This window comes from Ruminococcus sp. D54t1_190329_F1, assembly GCF_015551645.1.
Taxonomy (GTDB): domain Bacteria; phylum Bacillota; class Clostridia; order Lachnospirales; family Lachnospiraceae; genus Blautia_A; species Blautia_A faecis.
This window is the reverse complement of the sequence record NZ_JADNDC010000044.1, coordinates 15,365-33,430: the sequence shown is the minus strand read 5'-3', so window position 1 is coordinate 33,430 and position 18,066 is coordinate 15,365. Positions and strand designations below refer to the sequence as shown.

The following is an 18,066-nucleotide window of genomic DNA, read 5'->3' as shown; positions in this document are numbered from 1 at the left end:
TTTAGACATAAAATATGCTCCCTCCTAAGTGACAAGTTTTTATTATTTCACTTGTCTACCTAGAAGGGAGCATATCAGGAAATAGACAGCCCCTTTTACGTTCAGAATCAATCTTCTTCCATCCATACCTTCATGGTTTTCAGAAGCTTTTGTTTCTCTGGAATACTCATTTTATGTACCTGCTCGGAAAGCTCGCGGTCCAGGGCAGTTTCACGGTATTCAGAATCAATTCTGCCAATCAGGGAATCCAGGGAGATGTTCAGCAGCCTTGCATAATAAATAAGGATACGCAGGGACATTGCAGTACGGTTATTCTCCACGTTGCTGATGTAGCCAGGAGTTACATTCAGAGCTTTGGCAACTTCTGCCTGGGTAAGCTTCATTTTGATTCGCAGTTCTTTCATTCGGGATCCTAAGTTTTCGTAATCAATCTGATTCATATTCGTTCTCCAATCTTTTTAACAGGTGCCGAACTGGCTTACCTGTGATTTTACACGTATTTAAGCTGCTTTCCAATTTGAACAAAATCTCCTGCAAATTCTGACGCACATCTTGCAGAAAACCCTTTTCAAACAGTTTCTTCAAACATGCTCTGGCAATCTATGGAACGGTTTCACCGCTTCCTGATTGCCTGCGGGTTCTTATATTATGGAACGACAGCTTCTTTATCCATAATATAAAGTATATAGAAAATATATGAAAAATGTAAGCTGTAAATTGTATGCTATTTATTTTATAGCTATATATCTGTTGTCGTTATTTTGACATTTTTGTCAGATACCCATATAATAAAAAGTGAAATTGGAAACAGGAATCGAACAGTTTGAGGTAATCACAAGATGCAGGATACATTTGAAATGCTGGAGGAGCTTTTGGAACAGGAGCAATTTGAATTGCTGTTTCCGAAAGAAAACGGAGCACAGGCTGAATGGGAATGTTATGAGACATATGAAAGTAATGAGGGAAAACAGGGCGAAAAAGACAGCCTTGCCAGAGTGGGAAAAGAGAAAATTCCAGGTGATATCCGCCTTGTTTATTTGATGAATGATGCCGTAGAAAGCTTTCTCATTTTCCGAGATGCCAGACTTACAGGCTCTTATCTGGAGAATTATGAAGGCCCTCTGAAATCATCCTTAAGTCAGGAAGGGGATGAATATATACTGGTAGTATGGCAGGGGGAGAACGTAGTCACTCTGTTTTTCAGAATGCTGGATCTGGAGGTTTATCTTTATAACTATGGGGAGATCGGTCATTTCTGGGTGCCTGGATATGAATATCTGCGTCAGCTGGAATATCGGATCGCCATTGCAAGAGATAAGCTGGAATATCTGGGAGAAGAGTTTTGTACAGAAGAAGAAAGGGCACTTGTGCAGCTGGCGGACTTTCCACCGTTGAATTATTGCTGTTATCCGGCAGTGCCGAAACAGTATATTGTGCCAAAGGAAGACCCCTGGAAGCCGTCTGCAGCAGCATTTCAAGTAATGGAAGAGCTAGCAGAAGAAGCTCGGGATTTTTCTCTGCTTCGGTTGTTGCATGTTTATAAGAAATTTCCAGCTCCATTTATCGCCAGGATTTTTGCCAGGGTATTGCACAAGAATAAGCATAGTGCAGTGATTGATCTTCTTACCGGAAAAATAAAAAGCGCAGCGGCGGCTTATCCTGACCGGACTTTTGGAAATGAGGCTGATCAGCAGTTAAAAAGCCTGCTGTCAAAAGCGGGAAAACTGCAGGAAAAACTGACCCGGGACGGAATCCATGCAGAGATATTAAGAGAAGAGCCCTTTACAACAGCCAGAGACAGCCTGGATTTTCAGGTTTTTCTCATGGTTTGGAAAAAGGGCTGGCGGAATCGCAAGGTGGAAATCCGGAAACTGTGAATAAGAAATTATCGTGCTTTAACACTTCTCAGAAAATAACAGATCGCCCACGCAATACTCATCCCCGCGGCGATTCCAAATGCAAAGAGAAAGGTGTCCCTCCCATATTTAAGTGCCTGCATGGGATTTCCCTCTACAATACTGCTCATGCAGTAATAAAGGGTACTTCCGGGAATTAATGGAATCACGGAAGTAACGAAAAAAGAAGTGGAAGTTTCCTTGCAGATTCTTGCCAGGATTTCCGCATACACATCTGCAATAAAACCAGCCAGCAGTGCCGGAAGAAAAACACTTCCCCACAGACTCTTCCCAAAGAGAAAGACCAGCCAGCTAAGAAAACCACCGGCAGCAGCCAGCGGCAGATATTTAGTTTTCATGTGAAAAAGAAGACCAAAAGCCACAGATCCGATAGCTCCGGTAATCAGCTGTATAACCGTCATTGTGATCAAAGTCCAAACCTCCCAAAAAGAATAATTGCGCCCATAAAACCAAGTGCCAGTGCTGCTGCAAGAAGTAACGCGGCGATCAGCCTGATAATACCCGAAAGGGTATCACCAATGAGTACATCGCGGATTGCATTAGTTGACATAAGTCCTGGAATCAGAAGCATAATATCACCAATCATGATCTTATCCATGTGAAGGAAAGGACAGAGCAAAGTAAATCCGCAAATGGCGCAGCCTGTGAGAAAAGACGCTGCAAATTGGAAAGTAACCTCGTTCATACATACTGGTCTTAGATATTTTTGCAGGCTCCATATCAGGATTGCAGCAATGCCGGCAGTAATGGCATCCGGAATAGTGCCGCCGTAGAAAAGGGCAAAACTGCAGGCTGCAAGAACGCTTCCAAGCAGTTTCCAAAGAGGCTTAGGTCTGTTTGCATTGATCTTCTCAAATTCATTTCGCAGCTCCGCAGCAGAAACCGGATGACTGCAGAAACGGCGGCTCAGGTCATTGAGCTGCTCCAGCTTGGTGAAATCATTCCCCCCACATTCATGAATGCGCCGTGTCTGCGTCCGTGCGCCATCTCCGGGAAATTCCATAGTAATAACAATGCTGGACGTGATGACGAAAACGTTCATATGGGTAGCACCACAGGCATAACCCATCCGGTTCAAGGTGTCCTCCACCCGGAAAATTTCTGCGCCGCTGTTTAACAGTGCGTCGCCCATATCAAGAAAAACATGCAAATAATCTTTAGATGTCTGCATAAGGAATGCTCCTTTAAGTTATAGAAAAGCCCTGATGGGCAGGATTCTTTCGCGTATCATTTTGCTACGGGAATAAGATAAGTATAAAGCTTAATGGCAGGCAATACAACCGTTAAATAATTGATTTCCGGAATCTTGTATTCCATAAAATGCCCGATTGTGCTAACATAGAGCATAGTAGATTACGAAATATTTTCAGGAGGAAATTTAAATGGGTTGTACTACAATTTTAGTTGGAAAAAAGGCATCTTATGATGGTTCTACCATGATCGCAAGAAATGACGATTCCGGTTCCGGTCATTATATGCCAAAAAAATTTGTGGTGGTTCATCCGGAGGAACAGCCGCGGAAATATAAATCTGTGATTTCTCATGTGGAAATTGATCTTCCAGATGATCCAATGGGCTATACATCTGTGCCAAATGCAGTAGACGGCGAAGGAATCTGGGCAGCTAGCGGTGTAAATGAGGCAAATGTGGGAATGACTGCTACAGAAACGATTACCTCCAATCCCCGGGTACTTGGCGCGGATCCTCTGGTAATCTATCAGCCTGCAAAGGACGGTAAGGAGGAAGCAGCCGGTGGAATCGGAGAGGAAGATATTGTATCCATTGTTCTTCCATACATCCATAGCGCCCGCGAAGGGGTAATCCGCCTTGGAAGCATTCTGGAGAAATACGGAACCTATGAGATGAATGGAATTGCTTTCCAGGATCAAAACGAAATCTGGTGGCTGGAAACCATCGGCGGCCATCACTGGATGGCAAGAAAGGTTCCGGATGAGGCATATGTAGTAATGCCAAATCAGCTTGGAATTGATAAATTTGACTTGGAAAAGGCATTGCGGGATCAGGAAAAATATCGGTGCCCATGTGAGGAATATGCGGATCTGGAATACATGTGTTCCGCTGACCTGAAAGAATTTATCAGCAAAAATCACCTGGATCTTTCCATGGATGGTGTACTGAATCCAAGAGATGCGTTCGGAAGCCATGACGATTCCGACCATGTTTATAATACTCCTCGTGCATGGTATATGCTGAGAAACCTGAATCCGAAGACAAAAATCTGGGATGGCGTAAATGCAGAATTTACTCCATATTCTGATGATCTGCCATGGTGCATGATTCCGGAAAAAAAGATTACTGTAGAGGATGTGAAATATGTATTGTCCTCCCATTATCAGGGAACCTCTTATGATCCATATGCTTCCTATGGAGAAAAAGAACAGCGCGGAGCATTCCGTTCTATCGGTGTGAACCGTACAGATTTCCTGTCTCTGATCCAGATGAGACCAGGCATGGAAAAGGACTGCAATATTCTGGAATGGGTTGCATTTGCATCCAATGCATTTAATGTGCTGGTGCCGTTTTATGCCACAATTGATACCACTCCGGACTATTTTTCCAGCACCACCAGGGAAGTAACCACTGACAGTTTCTACTGGGTAAGCCGCATGATCGGTGCCATGGCAGATGCTTCTTATAAGAGCTCCATTTTCCATATTGAACGTTATCAGGAGCGTGTAATGTCAAAAGGCCACCAGCTAATTGGCAAATATGACGCTCTTCTGGAAAAAGAGTCTGACGCAGCGAAGCGAATGTCCCTTCGCCATCAGGCCAACCAGGAAATTGCGGATATGGTGAAAAAAGAGGCTTCTGACACACTGAATAAAGTGCTTTATGAGCTGAGTAATCAGATGAAGAATGCTTATTCCAGGTCTGATGCGTAATGTCAGAGCCTTTTTCAAACACGCTCTAGAAACCTGTGGACAAATTTCTTTCAATTTAATATAATAAAGTGCAGAAAGCAGTTACATAGGGAACCGGAATGAAAATTAAGGAGGCTGGAATGACAATAAAAGAATGTTATGAGAAAGTTGGCTCAGATTACGATGGAGTTCTGAAAAGACTGGGAAGCGAAGCGCTTGTGAAAAGATTTGCGGTGAAATTTCTTAATGATCCAAGTTTTCAGGAGCTGACAGATGGTCTTGCCGCACAGGATGGAGAGAAAGCATTCCGTGCAGCCCATACCCTGAAGGGTGTGTGCCTGAACCTTGGATTTACAGAATTGTATAAGGTCAGTGCAGAGCTTACGGAGGTATTAAGAGGAAGAGAAACCGCAGGAAGTGATGAGCTTTACGCGCAGGTGAAAGAGCAGTACACGACCTTGACAGATGCTATCAGGGAACTGGCCGGTAATTAATGCCTGCTCCTATTCAGCAGATATCATCTCAAGAGATATTTTGTGAACTTCGTTTACAGAAAACCCAAGAAGTACGGCGCGAAAACATGGGAAACATGATTTCTGTGCATCGCGAAGAGTGTAACTATGAAGGAACGGAAGCGGACCTTATGGGCTGCCAGAAGCCATTGCGATTTTGTTTATCGTATTTTTGCATAAGTGGAAAAAGAATACACTGCTTAGTATTGGCGGTGGAACGATTTTGTATATGCTGCTGGTGCAGAGGGTGTTTTAGACCGTGTTTGAAAAAGTATTCCCGCAAATTGTGACGCACATCTTGCAGAAAGTCTTTTTCAAACACGCTCTGAAATTGGCAATACACCAAATCTAACATATCTAATCAGATATAGCAATATTCTATAACGAACTCAAGGTAAAATGAATTATACAAAATCCTCTTATCTTGCTATGATATGTTCAGACAAAAAAGAGAGAAAACATTTCTCTGAACGCGATCATACGAATCTGGAGGAAAATCATGGCAAGAGGAATCAATACAAAGTGTTTACATTTGGAAGAAGAGGAAGGCTGTTGTAACAATTATGGCTCTATCAGTTTTCCGATTTATCAGACAGCAACATATGAGCATCCGGCAGTAGGCCAGAGTACAGGCTTTGACTACAGCAGACTGCAGAACCCGACCAGAGAGCATCTGGAAAAAATTGTAGCAACTTTGGAAAACGGAATCGATGCACTGGCTTTTTCCACTGGAATGGCAGCAATCACTCTGGTAATGGAGCTGTTTAAACCAGGAGACCATCTGATCATAGATGCAGACCTGTACGGCGGAAGCATCCGGCTTTTTGACAATGTTTCTTCGAAAAATGGGATCCATTTTTCCAGAATCGACTGTTGGAAAGAAAATGTGGAAAGTTATGTAAACGAAAACACAAAAGCAATTTATATTGAAACTCCAACCAACCCCATGATGAATGTCACTGATATTGCGGCACTTGCGGAAATTGCAAAAAGACATAATCTCCTTCTCATAGTAGACAATACATTTTTATCTCCATATTTCCAGAATCCACTGGAACTGGGAGCGGACATTGTAGTGCACAGCGGAACCAAATTCCTGGGCGGACATAATGATACCCTGGCAGGATTTCTGGTAACCAACAGAGAGGATATCAGTGAAAAGCTTCGTTTTCTTATTAAAACCACAGGCTCCGGCCTGGCTCCTTTTGACAGCTGGCTGATTCTTCGCGGTATCAAAACTCTTGGAATCCGCATGGAGCAGGCACAGAAAAATGCTTTCAAAATCGCAGAATGGCTGAAAACAAAGAGCGCAGTGACCAGGGTAATCTATCCGGGATTACCAGATCACCCGGGATATGAGATTATGAAAAAGCAGGCCAGAGGATTTGGCTCCATGCTTACCTTCCAGCTGGAAAGCAAGGAGTTTGCCCTTTCTGTTCTGGAAAAAGTGCGGATGATCAAGTTTGCAGAAAGTCTTGGTGGTGTGGAGACGTTGATCACATATCCAACTACCCAGACGCATGCGGATGTGCCGAAGGAGATACGGGAACGCAACGGAATTACAGAGGCAACCCTTCGCCTCTCTGTTGGAATCGAGGATGCCCAGGATCTTCTTGATGAATTTGAAAAAGTATTTGCAGAAACAGAGGAAGAATTATATGGCGGAAAGAAATCTTGATTTTGATAAAGTGATTAACAGAAAAAATACCAGATGTCTGAAATATGATTTTGCAGTAAAAAGGGGCAAGCCGGCAGATGTGCTGCCTCTTTGGGTCGCAGACATGGATTTTGAGACCTCTTCTTATATTGAGGATGCGCTGGTAGAGCGTGCAAAAGAGGGAATTTTCGGATACAGTGAGGTGCAGACCCCTTATTTTGAAATCTTGGCAAACTGGATGAAGCTTCACCACAACTGGGAGATCCAGGAGGACTGGCTGATCAAAACACCAGGAGTTGTTTTTGCCCTGGCGATGGCGGTAAAAGCATATACGCAGCCGGGAGACAGTGTGCTGATCCAACTTCCCGTTTATTATCCTTTTTCAGAGGTTATTCAGGACAATGGCAGAAAAGTAGTGAGCAGCAACCTTTATCAGGGAGAAGACAACCGTTATCACATCGATTTTCAGGATTTTGAGAAGAAAATCGTGGAGGAAAATGTGAAACTGTTTTTCCTGTGTAATCCCCACAATCCGGTGGGAAGAGTGTGGAGCGCAGAAGAATTGGAAAAATTAGGAGATATCTGCGTAAAGAATGGTGTGACCGTTGTCAGTGATGAAATCCATCAGGATTTTGTTTTTAAGGGAAAGCATCAGGTGTTTGCCGGTCTGAAAAAGGAGTTTCAGGATATTTCCATTACCTGCACTTCTCCAAGTAAAACTTTCAATCTTGCAAGTATGATGATTTCCAATATTTTTATTCCCAATCCGGAGCTTCGCCGAAAATTCCGGAAGCAGCTGGATGCGGCAGGAATCAGCCAGCTTGGGGTTCTGGGACTGGTGGCAACAGAGGCCGCTTATTCCAAGGGAGAAGAGTGGTACCAGGCGATGCATGCTTATGTGGAGGCGAACATCAACTACACAAAAGAGTATGTGGAAAAATATCTGCCTGGGGTAAAGATGACAGATCTGGAAGGCACGTATCTGGTGTGGCTAGACTTCCGTGAGACAGGCCTGACTGTTGAGGAACTGGAGGATTTGATCCTTAACAAGGCCAGACTTTGGCTTGACAGTGGAAAGATTTTCGGAAAAGCAGGCGAAGGATTCCAAAGGATTAATGTGGCGTGTCCAAGGGCAACGCTGACGGAGGCGTTGGAGCGGATTAGAAAAGCGTTTTAAATGGAGATATTTTTACTTTCAGTTGTGTATAGCGCATAGGAATGGTAAAATAGAAAAAACATTTTGCGTATACACAGGAGAAAACCATGACCAACAAAATCGACCGTGAAGATATGCTGGCGCTGACCAGGAGGATGAATGTTGCCCGGAGTTCTTTTACAAGGATTGCGGGATGTTATGTGGATAAGGACGGGGACTTTGACGGCAGCTTTAACGTGAATTTTTTAAAGCTGTCTGCCGCAGAAAAGAAGAAAAACATTGAGCTTGCCAAGGTAGTTCCCTTTGCAGCAACAAATGTAAATCTGAAACGTTATGAATTTGCAGATGCAGACAGAAGGCCAGGAACCGTGTGGCAGCTTTTGATGGCAATCCGGGAATGTGGGCTGAAAAACGATGCTCTTATGGACAGCTTCTATGATCTTGTAATGGAGAATTATAAAAGCAGGAGACCTTATGCAGTTTATATTTTCCACGACAGATATGATATTCCGGCAAAGGCAGCAGATAAGGAGCGGCTGGGGGAATCAGAAGCTGTTTTTGAATATCTGATCTGTGTAATTTGTCCTCTTGCAGATGAATACGAGCCAGGTGAGCCGGAGTGCGGCTTTCTTTTTCCGGCATATACAGATGGAGGCGCAGACCTGAACCATGTTGCCGTGTTCCAGAAGGATGCAGACAGACCGCATCTGGAACTGGTGAGGTCGATTTTGCGGGTGAAATAATAAAAATTTAACAGTTGCTTTTGCAAAATATAAAAAAGGTACTCTGTTATATTGGTATCAACATAATTGATATTAATATAACAGAGTACCTTTTTACATAGTCTGGAGTTGTACTTTATGGGATATTTTCGTATTCCCGTATGATCTCCTTTGCAGCTGCATACTTCGTCCGCCAGTGCTTTAGCTGCATTGGATCCGGCGTGACGGAAGAAAGCCGTGTTTCATCTGAATTATGGGCGAGATCCGCAATCTTTACCTTACGAGCCAGCGGATTTTCGCAAAGTCTGCGCACATAATCCAGATAATCATCGGAAGGAGCGTGTGTAAGCAGCTGGACTGCCTCTGTGATCTCTCTTGGGAATTCCGCTTCCAGATCAGGAAGAGTCAGGGCAGTATCTTCCAGAACGTCATGAAGCAGGGCAATGCAGGTGGTAGTTTCATCTGTCATTTGTTCTGCAAGATGAACCGGGTGAAGAATATAAGGAACCCCACTTTGGTCATATTGTCCTTCGTGTGCTTTATATGCAATTTTTATGGCTTTTATGGTTAAGGGAGTATAGACCATAGTTTATTCTGCAGGCGCAGCCTCCGTGTCTGTATTTAATGGAGTAAAAGCTGCCAGAATTTCATCTGCTTCTGCTGTGGTATCTGTGGTGTATGATAAAATAATGGAGACAAACTTTCCTCCCTGTTTGCGGGTACAATATTTCTGAAGAACTTCATAGTCATTGACTGCCACACTTGTTTCCATAATACGGAAATCCTGTCCGGCAATCTGTATATCGGTTACGTCTGAATAAGTATAGCCCATCCCGGTAGCGTCCAACATCTGCTGTGCAGCCAGAAAATACTGGTCGACAGTCATATTCTCCAGAGAAGCATCCTCAACAACTAAGGAAACATTAGGAAAACCAGAGATAGAAGAAGCCATCATTTCATAAACGGTTCCTGACAGGGCGTCATCTCCAAGTTCCACGCCGGAAGATTCTTCCAGGGTGGTCTGTCCCTGCTTCATAACAGACTGAAGCTCTTCCTCTGTATTCATGACTACTGTTTCCGGTGGTGTGAATTTCAGATTCAGCCATTCACTCTGAAAATCAGTGTCTGTGATGGTGCCTTTTTCATAAGGGGAATCAGAAGTATCTGTAGCACTCTGTGTATGTGTCTCTTGTTCATTATCTGCTGCATCAGCTGTCTGTGAGGTCTCCTCCGCCAGTACTGGGACAACAGCACCGGTGCAAAGGGAAAAAGCCAGCACAGCCGGTATTAGTAAGCTCTTTTTTCTTCGCATGAATTCGGTATCCTCCTAAGATTTATAATGTCAGAAAAGTTTGATGCGTTTGTTGAATAAAGATGGGGATGAAATATCCCACAAATTGTGATGCACATTTTGCAGAAAGCCTTTTTTAAACATGCTCTGATGTCGTGAAACTATTATAGCAAATTCGAAATTACTTTCCTAGTGATAAAAGGTAGAAAAAAACGTGAAAAAATTGTGAAGGGTTACTGTTTCAAGCGAAAATTGCAGAGCGCCTGCGCTGTTACTGTTCATTTCGTTCACAGTAACGCGCTTCGCGGAACGTTACCAGTGAGCAGTAACGCTGCGCTACTGTCCTGTTTGGTGATTTGCTGTGGGGAGTTGCGTTTCCTGTCATATTTCGTTATAATAAAAACCAAAGACTCAAAAACAGATTTTTACCGATTGACAACTTATTATACAAGGAGTTTCTATATGAGCTTTTGGAATACCCTGAAACAGAAATTACGAAGCTTTATTCCGGTAAGCCGCACCTATATGGACAATAAGCTGCGTGAACTGGAAAAAGAGAATAAACGCCAGGAAAAAATCCTCCTGGAGCTTCAGAAAAACAGCCAGTCCATGCTGGAGCTGAAGGAATATGTGTCACAGGAACTGCATCGCCGGGACGACTGGGGAAAACGGGCTGCACAGGTGCAGCGTGAAGCGAAAGAACGCCAGATCTGGGTGATCAAATGTCCTGCTCCTGAGGAAAAAAAGATCCGTTGGGGCGATTATGCGTATGCCGTTGCCTTGAAACGCTACCTGGATCGAATGGGAATGTACACTATAATTGACCTGCACGAAGACTGGGACTGTGAAGTAAACGCAGATGTGGTTCTTGTACTTCGAGGCTGCGAATTTTACCGTCCGGATCGTCGGAACACCAAATGCCTCTACATTATGTGGAATATCAGCCACCCGGAGATGGTTACTCAAGAAGAATACCAGCTCTATGATATTGTATGCGTAGGTTCCCGCCATTATGTCAGGGAGCTTCAGGCGAAGCTTACGGTTCCTGTTTATCCATTGCTTCAGTGTACAGACACTGAGCTTTTTTACCCGGATCAGGCAGCTGAATGCAGCCGTGGAAAAGATTATTTATTTATTGGAAATTCCCGTGGTGTGGCCCGCCCATGTGTATTATGGGCAGCACAGGATAAGCTTCCGCTGAAAATCTGGGGTGCCGGCTGGAAAGCCATGTTAGGCCCAGATAAGACCATGGTACAGGACGTTTTTATCGAAAACAGCCAGATTCCAGCCCTTTACCGAAGTGCCCGCGTCACATTGAATGACCACTGGAAAGACATGTTGGATTACCAGTTTGTGAATAATCGCATTTTCGACGCCCTGGCCTGCGGTCTCCCAGTAATATCTGACTGCTGCGATGAGCTCAGGGAAATCTTTCCGGAAGCAGTGCTGTACTATAGCAATAAAGAAGAATTCCACCAGTGCGTGAAGGAAATTGAGAACAACTATGAAGAAGTGAAAGCAAAAGTCGACGAGCAGTGGCCGGTGATTAAGGAGAAATATTCTTTTGAGACGAGAGCGCGAGAACTGGTGGAGATTGTGGAGAAACACAGAACGGAGAATTCATGGCTTCAATAAAAACAATATCAAAAATTTTGATCATTATACCAGCTTACAATGAAGCTGGATGCATAGAAAAGGTAGTAGACAATCTGGAAAGGAATTATCCTCAATATGATTACGTGGTGATCAATGATGGCTCCACCGATGACACCCGTAAGATATGTGCCCGCCGCGGTTATAATTTCATGGATCTTCCTGTAAACACCGGACTTTCCGGCGCGATCAAAAGCGGTATGCGCTATGCGAACTATTATGGATATGATTACGTTCTCCAGCTGGACGGCGATGGTCAGCATGATCCAAAGTATATAGAGGATATGATTACGGAGATGGAGCGGACCGGTTGTGATATTGTGATTGGGTCCAGATTTAAGACCAAACGCAAGCCTGTTAATTCCAGAATGATTGGAAGCCAGCTGCTTACCTACGCCATCATGATAACCACAGGCGGGAAATATATTGGAGATGTAACTTCCGGAATGCGCCTTTTTAATAAGCGCATGATCAAACGCTTTGGCTACGATATCAATTACAGTCCGGAACCGGATACCCTGGCATACCTTTTGAATTGCGGGGTAAAGATTGAAGAAGTGCAGGTAGAAATGCACGAGCGAATTGCCGGAACCAGCTACCTGGATTTCAAAAATTCCATTTGGTATATGATGAAAATGTTCTTTTCTATTTTTATTTTTCAATGGGTGCGTAAACGAGAGAAAGGAGACAAAAAATGAGCGACACGCTGAAAGGTTTACTTATTATTGCCTCTGTTCTGACTGTTGGATGGATTCTTCGAAAAATCCGAAAAAATAAAGTCAAAATGGAGGACGCTATTTTCTGGATTTTTTTCGCGGCCATTTTACTTTTGCTGGCAATCTTTCCGGAAATTTCCTATGAATTGTGTCGTATATTCGGAATTATGTCACCAAGTAATCTGGTGTTTCTGGTGATCATTTTCCTGCTGGTAGAAAAAATATTTACCTTATCTATTATTGTATCTCAGCTGGAAGACAAGATTGGAGTGTTATCAGCAGAAGTTGCGCTTCGTTCCAAGGCTGAGAATAAGAAGATTGATAAAGTAGATGAGAAAGAGACGTTATTGGAACGGGAAGAAGTAGAAAAGCAGGAGATAGAGGCTGAAATTGGTATTGGAGAGGGAAGATGACCAATGGTTTCTTTAAAAATCATTCCAGCAATCTGTACTCCCCACTTTGGGGGATATTTTGCAGAAAGCCTTTTTCAAACATGTTCTGGAATGAATATATCTAAAAGTTTATAGAGAAAATGAAAAATATGGGATTAAAGAATTTTGATAATAGTAATAAAATAAATCTTCATACATTTGCAGTATGCGCGTACGGTGAGAGTCCGTATTTGGAAGAATGTGTACAGTCTCTTCTGGCGCAGAAAGTCAGAACCAGAATTCTGATCGCGACTTCAACTCCCAATTCATATATATATGGAATTGGTGAGAAGTATGGAATACCTGTTCATATAAACCACGGTGAAAAAGGTCTGGCTGGAGACTGGAATTTTGCCTATAGCTGTGCAACAACACCGCTTGTAACCCTCGCTCATCAGGATGACAGATATTATGTAAACTATACGGAGGATGTACTGGCAGCTGCGAAGAAATGTCGTCATCCTCTTATTATTTTTACAGACTATAATGAACTTCGAAATGGAAAAACGGTGACAACTAACCGGCTTCTTAAGGTGAAACGTCTGCTTCTGACTCCTCTGAAACTGACTTGCTTTTGGAAAAACCGTTTTGTTCGAAGGAGAATTCTCTCCATAGGATCGGCTATCTGTTGCCCTGCAGTCACCCTTGTAAAAGAAAATCTGGACAGTTTTTCCTTTAAAAATAACATGAAAAGCAACATTGACTGGCAGGCATGGGAAGAAATTTCCAGGCGAAAAGGCGAGTTTGCATACACTGCAAGGGCAGGAATGGAGCACCGGATCCATCAGGAATCCACAACCTCGGAACTGATTGAGGAAAACGGAAGAAGAGCGGAAGACTTATATATGTTCCGGAAATTTTGGCCGGGGTGGGTTGCGAAAATGATTGAGAAGGTTTACCAGAAGAGTGAAGAATCTAATGAGGTGTGAAGAGAATTAAGGAGAAAATCATGCCGGAAGTATCTGTCATTATTCCAGTATATAATAGTGAAAAATATGTAGAAAAATGTATCTGCTCGGTTATGGCGCAGACTTTACCCGAACTGGAAATCATTATAATCAATGATGGGAGTATAGATGAAAGCGGGAAAATTCTGCGTAAATTGGCGCAGAAAGACAGCCGGATTATTCTGTTAGAACAGGAAAATAAAGGCGTGGCAGCAGCCAGAAACCTGGGTGTAGAGAAAGCGACCGGAAAATACCTTACATTTGTGGATGGAGACGATTACCTGCAGGAAGACTATATTGAAAAAATGTACAGTCTTGCGGAAAAAGAAACTCTTGATATGGTAATATGTGGCCTGACTTATGTGGACGAAGGTGGAAAAGAGCTGAATAAGATTATTCCGGGTGTGTATAAACGTTTGGAAAATGAGGAGTGGACATTCCGAATTTCAGCAGTATGTTCCCATTTATACAAACGGGAACTGTGGGAAAAGTATGACGTGAAATTTCAAAGCGGTGAGCGAGGGGAGGATATGCCGGTTTCTTTGTTTTTTTCTGCTGTATGTCCAAGAATCGCTACCTTGCCGGAATGCGGGTATTATTATGTGCAGCACGCATCGTCAGCGATTCACAATTTCAAAGGTTTGGAAAAATACTCTCTTCCGTATAAAGGCCTGGAAAATACTTTAACCAGAGTAAATAAAATTGGAATTCAGAACAGTCCGGAATTCTATGAGCTGTTTGTTATGAGGATTTTTGCAACCTGTCTGTTTCAGCTCGCCCCGGGAGCAAGATGGGAGAAAATCAGGGAATTGTGCGATTATATCAGCTGTACGGTAAATATGTATTTTCCAGCTTATTGGAAAAACAGTAAAGCAAAGCTAAATGCAAAGGTGGACATTCCATTTACGCAGAAAGCAGCAGTAAAAGTATTGATTCTTTTATTAAAAACGAAACTTCTTAGGCCCTTTGGCTGGCTGATCAGTAAAAAAAAATAACAAAAAAGATTGTGTGGCGTGCTATTTCCAATGCTTCATATTTTAAATGTTGAAGTAAAATTTCAGTAGAAATATTAAGAGGAAAACAAATGGAATACGTAAGCTTTGTGATATTACATTATAAAGATTATTCAGTAACGGATACCTGTGTCAGGTCTATATTGGCAATGGAACAGCAGGAACGTATCCGGATTGTGATCGTAGACAACGACATTCAGAAAAAAGAAAAAGACAGACAGGAACTGCTCCAAAAATATCAGGGGAATTCCAGAATCAAGGTTTTGCAGATAAAAGAAAATGGCGGCTTTTCTTATGCAAATAATCAAGGGTATCAGTACGCCAGAGAACATTTTGGGAAAAGCTATATCATTGTTTTGAATAATGACATTGAATTTACACAAAAAGACTTTATCAGCAGACTGGAAAAAAGTTATGTAAATAATCAATGCTATGTTCTGGGTCCCGATGTGATCAGGCAGAGTACCGGTGAACATCAGAACCCAATGGATACCAGACTTAGAACCAAAGAAGAAGCAGAATATACTATAAAAATGAACCGCCTGGCGTTACGTTTTTATCCAGTCATGTATCCTGTTGTTTACCATATGCTTCAAAAAGCGGAAAAAAACAAGATAGAAAATCAGAAACAACATATGACACTTTATAGTCAGCTTCAGAAAAATATTGTCCCTTTTGGCGCCTGTCTTATTTTTACTCCATCATTTGTCGAAAAAGAAGAAAAAGCCTTTGAGCCGGAAACCCGGTTTTTCTACGAAGAATATATACTGGCGCTGCGCTGTCAGCGAAAAGGCTATAATATTGTGTATGATCCTTCCATGTCGGTGAAACATGAAAGCGGTGCAGCAACCAAGAAAAGCTATGGGACAGAAAAGAAGCGGATTCGGTTTATGATGGAGAAGACTGTGGGGGCGTGTGAGGTTTATTTGGAGATGCTGGGAGAAGAGTAAGTCTGAGAGATACTTTTTCATGTGGTTTTCTTGCGTTTTATATACATATATGATAAGATAACTTCGATTTAAAAGGACAAATATTTGAAATGATCAGGTGGAATACATGAAAAAATGGTGTGAGAAATTGAAAGGAAATTTATTTTTTGTTAGTCAGTTTGCATTGGATGATTTTAAAACAAAATATGCCGGTTCTGTGTTGGGATTTTTCTGGGCATTTGTTCAGCCGGTTATTACGGTATTAATATACTGGTTCATCTTTCAGATTGGATTCAAAAATGGAGATGTAGACGGCTATCCATTCATATTATGGCTGGTATCCGGCTTATTGCCATGGTTTTTTGTAAGTGATTCTATTACAAATGCAACTTCAAGCTTAGTAGAATACAGTTATCTTGTAAAAAAGGTTTTGTTTAATATTAATATATTGCCAGTTGCAAGAGTTGTATCTGTGTTTTTTGTACAATTATTTTTAATTGGTTTTACAGCGATATTATTTATCGTATATGGACAGATGCCAAGTGTGTATTGGTTACAGTTAGTTTATTATATTGTCTACATGCTTCTTGTATGCATTGGAATATCGTATTTCACTGCATCACTTTTTGTTTTTTTTAGGGATGTCGTTCAAATCGTATCCATTGTTCTACAGATTGTTTTCTGGATAACACCGATTGTATGGCAGATGAGTATTTTTGATGAAAAGGTACAGTGGGCACTGAACTTTAATCCTTTGTTTTATCCGGTACGAGGCTATCGTGACGCATTGATGAGTGGAAAATGCTTTTGGGAATATGGATTCGGATGGAATTTGTATTATTGGCTGATTGCGTTGGCTTTTTGTTTAATAGGAATGAGCTGCTTCAAAAAATTAAAACAGCATTTTGCTGACGTATTATAGAAGTGAGGATATTAGGAATGCAAAATTATGCAGTGAATATAGAAAATTTGAATAAAACATATCGCTTATATAATAAACCGTCTGATCGTGTAAAGGAAGCGTTAGGCTTTGGCAAGAAGCAGAGTAAAACTTTTGAGGCGCTTAAGGATGTAAGCTTCAATGTGAAAAAAGGCGAGACAGTGGGGATTATCGGAACGAATGGTGCCGGTAAATCTACTTTGCTGAAAATTGTAACCGGAGTTTTAAGTCCGACAGCAGGAAATATTCAGATAGAAGGTAAGGTTTCTGCTTTATTGGAACTTGGAGCTGGCTTTAATGAAGAATATTCTGGAATAGAAAATATATATTTGAATGGCCGTATGATGGGTTATTCACGTAAGGAAATGGATGAGCGCCTTAACGGAATCGTAGAATTTGCGGATATTGGAGACTTTATCAATCAGCCGGTGAAAACTTACTCAAGCGGTATGTTTGCACGTTTGGCTTTCGCAGTTGCGATTAATGTGGAACCAGATATTCTTATTGTAGATGAAGCACTGAGTGTTGGAGACATTTTCTTCCAGAACAAGTGTTTTAAAAAATTTGATGAGTTAAAACGAAATGGCGTTACGATTCTTTTTGTATCTCATGATATCGGAAGTGTACGCCAGATGTGTTCCAGAGTTTTATGGCTTGATCATGGTACGGTCAGAGCCTTTGGCGAAGCTGCGCATATTTGTGATATGTATATGGACGAAAAGCGAAAATCAGCAGAATATGTGGCCGGACATATTCAGGATGAAGTTGCAGGGAATGTCTTCATGGAAAAAATTGATGAAGAGAGAAAATATCCCAAGATCAGTTTTGTGGAGGATCGTTTTCACAATGACAGTGTGGCAATCCGTTCTCTGTTTTTTACAGATTCCGAAGATAAAGCGGTAAATCGACTGTACGTTGATAAAACTTATCGAACTCATGTAGTAATTGAGTGTATGAAAGATGCACCAAGCCTGATTGTTGGATTTGTGTTGGAGAATAATAAAGGACTTCCTCTGTTTGATATTAACAATTTTATTAATCAGGGCGAAGTGGTCAACGGAAAGAAAAATGACATTATTGAGATCGTGTACGAATATACATTGCCGCGTATCATGAATGGTGTTTATCTGGTAGGAGCAGCGGTAGGTCAGGGTACACAGTCTAAGCATGAAATGCTTACCTGGCTTCATGGTATTATGGAACTGGAAGTCGTAAATCAAGGTTACAATTCTTCTTATATTGAAATTCCAAGCAAGATCAGAGCCTTTTCCAATCGACAGGAAAATGTAATGTTTCTATAG

General features: G+C 42.0%; 19 protein-coding genes and 1 pseudogene. 15 read left to right on the top strand and 5 right to left on the bottom strand.

Features of this window, described 5'->3' with window-relative positions; translation table 11 throughout:
- Nucleotides 1-107: 107 nt before the first annotated feature.
- Nucleotides 108-440, bottom strand: a complete 333-nt coding sequence (locus tag I2D69_RS16740; RefSeq protein WP_173715800.1) for a helix-turn-helix transcriptional regulator — start codon at nt 438-440, stop codon at nt 108-110.
- A gap of 399 nt (nt 441-839) precedes the next feature.
- On the opposite strand from I2D69_RS16740, the gene I2D69_RS16735 reads away from it, so the two are divergent.
- Nucleotides 840-1,877, top strand: a complete 1,038-nt coding sequence (locus tag I2D69_RS16735; protein WP_187566100.1) for a DUF3878 family protein — start codon at nt 840-842, stop codon at nt 1,875-1,877.
- An 8-nt stretch (nt 1,878-1,885) separates the two neighbouring features.
- Here I2D69_RS16735 and I2D69_RS16730 read toward each other — a convergent pair whose 3' ends face one another.
- Nucleotides 1,886-2,317 (bottom strand): threonine/serine exporter family protein, encoded by a 432-nt coding sequence (locus I2D69_RS16730; RefSeq protein WP_148462219.1) that lies wholly within the window; start codon nt 2,315-2,317, stop codon nt 1,886-1,888.
- Nucleotides 2,318-2,322: 5 nt separating this feature from the next.
- Nucleotides 2,323-3,087, bottom strand: a complete 765-nt coding sequence (locus I2D69_RS16725) for a threonine/serine exporter family protein (RefSeq protein ID WP_173715802.1) — start codon at nt 3,085-3,087, stop codon at nt 2,323-2,325.
- Nucleotides 3,088-3,298: 211 nt separating this feature from the next.
- On the opposite strand from I2D69_RS16725, the gene I2D69_RS16720 reads away from it, so the two are divergent.
- The 6 genes and pseudogenes from I2D69_RS16720 to I2D69_RS16695 all read left to right on the top strand — a co-directional run bounded on the left by I2D69_RS16720 (nt 3,299) and on the right by I2D69_RS16695 (nt 8,866).
- The gene (locus tag I2D69_RS16720) at nt 3,299-4,819 is read left to right on the top strand and encodes a C69 family dipeptidase (protein WP_195380268.1); all 1,521 of its coding nucleotides are present in this window, start codon (nt 3,299-3,301) and stop codon (nt 4,817-4,819) included.
- 119 nt (nt 4,820-4,938) lie between these two features.
- A complete protein-coding gene (locus I2D69_RS16715; RefSeq protein WP_148462144.1) occupies nt 4,939-5,292 on the top strand; it encodes an Hpt domain-containing protein in 354 nt (117 codons plus the stop codon).
- A gap of 145 nt (nt 5,293-5,437) precedes the next feature.
- Nucleotides 5,438-5,566 (top strand): annotated as a pseudogene (locus I2D69_RS16710) (AzlD domain-containing protein); the annotation flags it as partial.
- Between the two features lie 243 nt (nt 5,567-5,809).
- Nucleotides 5,810-6,988, top strand: a complete 1,179-nt coding sequence (locus I2D69_RS16705; RefSeq protein WP_187566102.1) for a PLP-dependent aspartate aminotransferase family protein — start codon at nt 5,810-5,812, stop codon at nt 6,986-6,988.
- On the top strand, nt 6,969-8,144 hold the full coding sequence (locus I2D69_RS16700) for a MalY/PatB family protein (protein ID WP_195380267.1): 1,176 nt from the start codon (nt 6,969-6,971) through the stop codon (nt 8,142-8,144). The genes I2D69_RS16705 and I2D69_RS16700 overlap by 20 nt, the downstream gene beginning before the upstream one ends.
- Before the next feature lie 86 nt (nt 8,145-8,230).
- Nucleotides 8,231-8,866 (top strand): DUF4317 family protein, encoded by a 636-nt coding sequence (locus I2D69_RS16695; protein WP_330382746.1) that lies wholly within the window; start codon nt 8,231-8,233, stop codon nt 8,864-8,866.
- Between the two features lie 115 nt (nt 8,867-8,981).
- On the opposite strand, the gene I2D69_RS16690 is transcribed toward I2D69_RS16695, so the two are convergent.
- Together I2D69_RS16690 and I2D69_RS16685 are read right to left on the bottom strand one after the other, a co-directional pair.
- The gene (locus I2D69_RS16690) at nt 8,982-9,431 is read right to left on the bottom strand and encodes an HD domain-containing protein (RefSeq protein ID WP_118582867.1); all 450 of its coding nucleotides are present in this window, start codon (nt 9,429-9,431) and stop codon (nt 8,982-8,984) included.
- Between the two features lie 3 nt (nt 9,432-9,434).
- On the bottom strand, nt 9,435-10,157 hold the full coding sequence (locus I2D69_RS16685; protein WP_148462147.1) for a hypothetical protein: 723 nt from the start codon (nt 10,155-10,157) through the stop codon (nt 9,435-9,437).
- Nucleotides 10,158-10,598: 441 nt separating this feature from the next.
- On the opposite strand from I2D69_RS16685, the gene I2D69_RS16680 reads away from it, so the two are divergent.
- From I2D69_RS16680 to I2D69_RS16645, 8 genes are all read left to right on the top strand, one after another.
- The gene (locus I2D69_RS16680) at nt 10,599-11,771 is read left to right on the top strand and encodes a glycosyltransferase (protein ID WP_148462148.1); all 1,173 of its coding nucleotides are present in this window, start codon (nt 10,599-10,601) and stop codon (nt 11,769-11,771) included.
- On the top strand, nt 11,759-12,487 hold the full coding sequence (locus I2D69_RS16675) for a glycosyltransferase family 2 protein (protein WP_148462149.1): 729 nt from the start codon (nt 11,759-11,761) through the stop codon (nt 12,485-12,487). The genes I2D69_RS16680 and I2D69_RS16675 overlap by 13 nt, the downstream gene beginning before the upstream one ends.
- A complete protein-coding gene (locus tag I2D69_RS16670; protein WP_148462150.1) occupies nt 12,484-12,918 on the top strand; it encodes a DUF2304 domain-containing protein in 435 nt (144 codons plus the stop codon). Before I2D69_RS16675 ends, I2D69_RS16670 begins: the two co-directional genes overlap by 4 nt.
- A 128-nt stretch (nt 12,919-13,046) precedes the next feature.
- A complete protein-coding gene (locus I2D69_RS16665; RefSeq protein WP_148462151.1) occupies nt 13,047-13,865 on the top strand; it encodes a glycosyltransferase family A protein in 819 nt (272 codons plus the stop codon).
- 20 nt (nt 13,866-13,885) lie between these two features.
- Nucleotides 13,886-14,878 carry a glycosyltransferase gene (locus tag I2D69_RS16660; RefSeq protein WP_148462152.1) on the top strand — a complete coding sequence of 331 codons (993 nt, stop codon included), beginning with the start codon at nt 13,886-13,888 and terminating at the stop codon, nt 14,876-14,878.
- 89 nt (nt 14,879-14,967) lie between these two features.
- The gene (locus I2D69_RS16655; protein ID WP_148462153.1) at nt 14,968-15,846 is read left to right on the top strand and encodes a glycosyltransferase; all 879 of its coding nucleotides are present in this window, start codon (nt 14,968-14,970) and stop codon (nt 15,844-15,846) included.
- A 106-nt stretch (nt 15,847-15,952) separates the two neighbouring features.
- Entirely contained in the window at nt 15,953-16,747 is a 795-nt protein-coding gene (locus I2D69_RS16650) for an ABC transporter permease (RefSeq protein WP_148462154.1), read from the top strand.
- Nucleotides 16,748-16,764: 17 nt separating this feature from the next.
- Nucleotides 16,765-18,066, top strand: a complete 1,302-nt coding sequence (locus I2D69_RS16645; protein WP_148462155.1) for an ABC transporter ATP-binding protein — start codon at nt 16,765-16,767, stop codon at nt 18,064-18,066.